Below are 1,182 nucleotides of genomic sequence, written 5' to 3' on the forward strand. Positions count from 1 at the left end.
GGAGCTGAAATCAGTCGAAGATACCAGCTGGCTGCAACTGTTTATTAAAAACACAGCACTGTGCAAACACGAAAGTGGACGTATACGGTGTGACGCCTGCCCGGTGCCGGAAGGTTAATTGATGGGGTTAGCGGCAACGCGAAGCTCTTGATCGAAGCCCCGGTAAACGGCGGCCGTAACTATAACGGTCCTAAGGTAGCGAAATTCCTTGTCGGGTAAGTTCCGACCTGCACGAATGGCGTAATGATGGCCAGGCTGTCTCCACCCGAGACTCAGTGAAATTGAACTCGCTGTGAAGATGCAGTGTACCCGCGGCAAGACGGAAAGACCCCGTGAACCTTTACTATAGCTTGACACTGAACACTGGTCCTTGATGTGTAGGATAGGTGGGAGGCTTTGAAGCGTGGACGCCAGTCTGCGTGGAGCCGTCCTTGAAATACCACCCTTTAATGGCTGGTGTTCTAACGTGGACCCGTAATCCGGGTTGCGGACAGTGTCTGGTGGGTAGTTTGACTGGGGCGGTCTCCTCCCAAAGAGTAACGGAGGAGCACGAAGGTTAGCTAATCCTGGTCGGACATCAGGAGGTTAGTGCAATGGCATAAGCTAGCTTGACTGCGAGAGTGACGGCTCGAGCAGGTGCGAAAGCAGGTCATAGTGATCCGGTGGTTCTGAATGGAAGGGCCATCGCTCAACGGATAAAAGGTACTCCGGGGATAACAGGCTGATACCGCCCAAGAGTTCATATCGACGGCGGTGTTTGGCACCTCGATGTCGGCTCATCACATCCTGGGGCTGAAGTAGGTCCCAAGGGTATGGCTGTTCGCCATTTAAAGTGGTACGCGAGCTGGGTTTAGAACGTCGTGAGACAGTTCGGTCCCTATCTGCCGTGGGCGCTGGAGAATTGAGGGGGGCTGCTCCTAGTACGAGAGGACCGGAGTGGACGCATCACTGGTGTTCGGGTTGTCATGCCAATGGCACTGCCCGGTAGCTAAATGCGGAAGAGATAAGTGCTGAAAGCATCTAAGCACGAAACTTGCCCCGAGATGAGTTCTCCCTGAGACTTTAAGTCTCCTGAAGGAACGTTGAAGACGACGACGTTGATAGGTCGGGTGTGTAAGCGCAGCGATGCGTTGAGCTAACCGATACTAATGAACCGTGAGGCTTAACCTTACAACGCCGAAG

1 rRNA gene is annotated in these 1,182 nt (G+C 53.6%); it reads left to right on the forward strand.

The window, feature by feature from the left end:
* Positions 1–1,170 (forward strand): 23S ribosomal RNA (locus USG84_RS24000); the annotation flags it as partial.
* Positions 1,171–1,182 lie beyond the last annotated feature (12 nt).

This window comes from Enterobacter sp. 168J2, from assembly GCF_034107265.1.
Classification (GTDB): domain Bacteria; phylum Pseudomonadota; class Gammaproteobacteria; order Enterobacterales; family Enterobacteriaceae; genus Enterobacter; species Enterobacter nematophilus.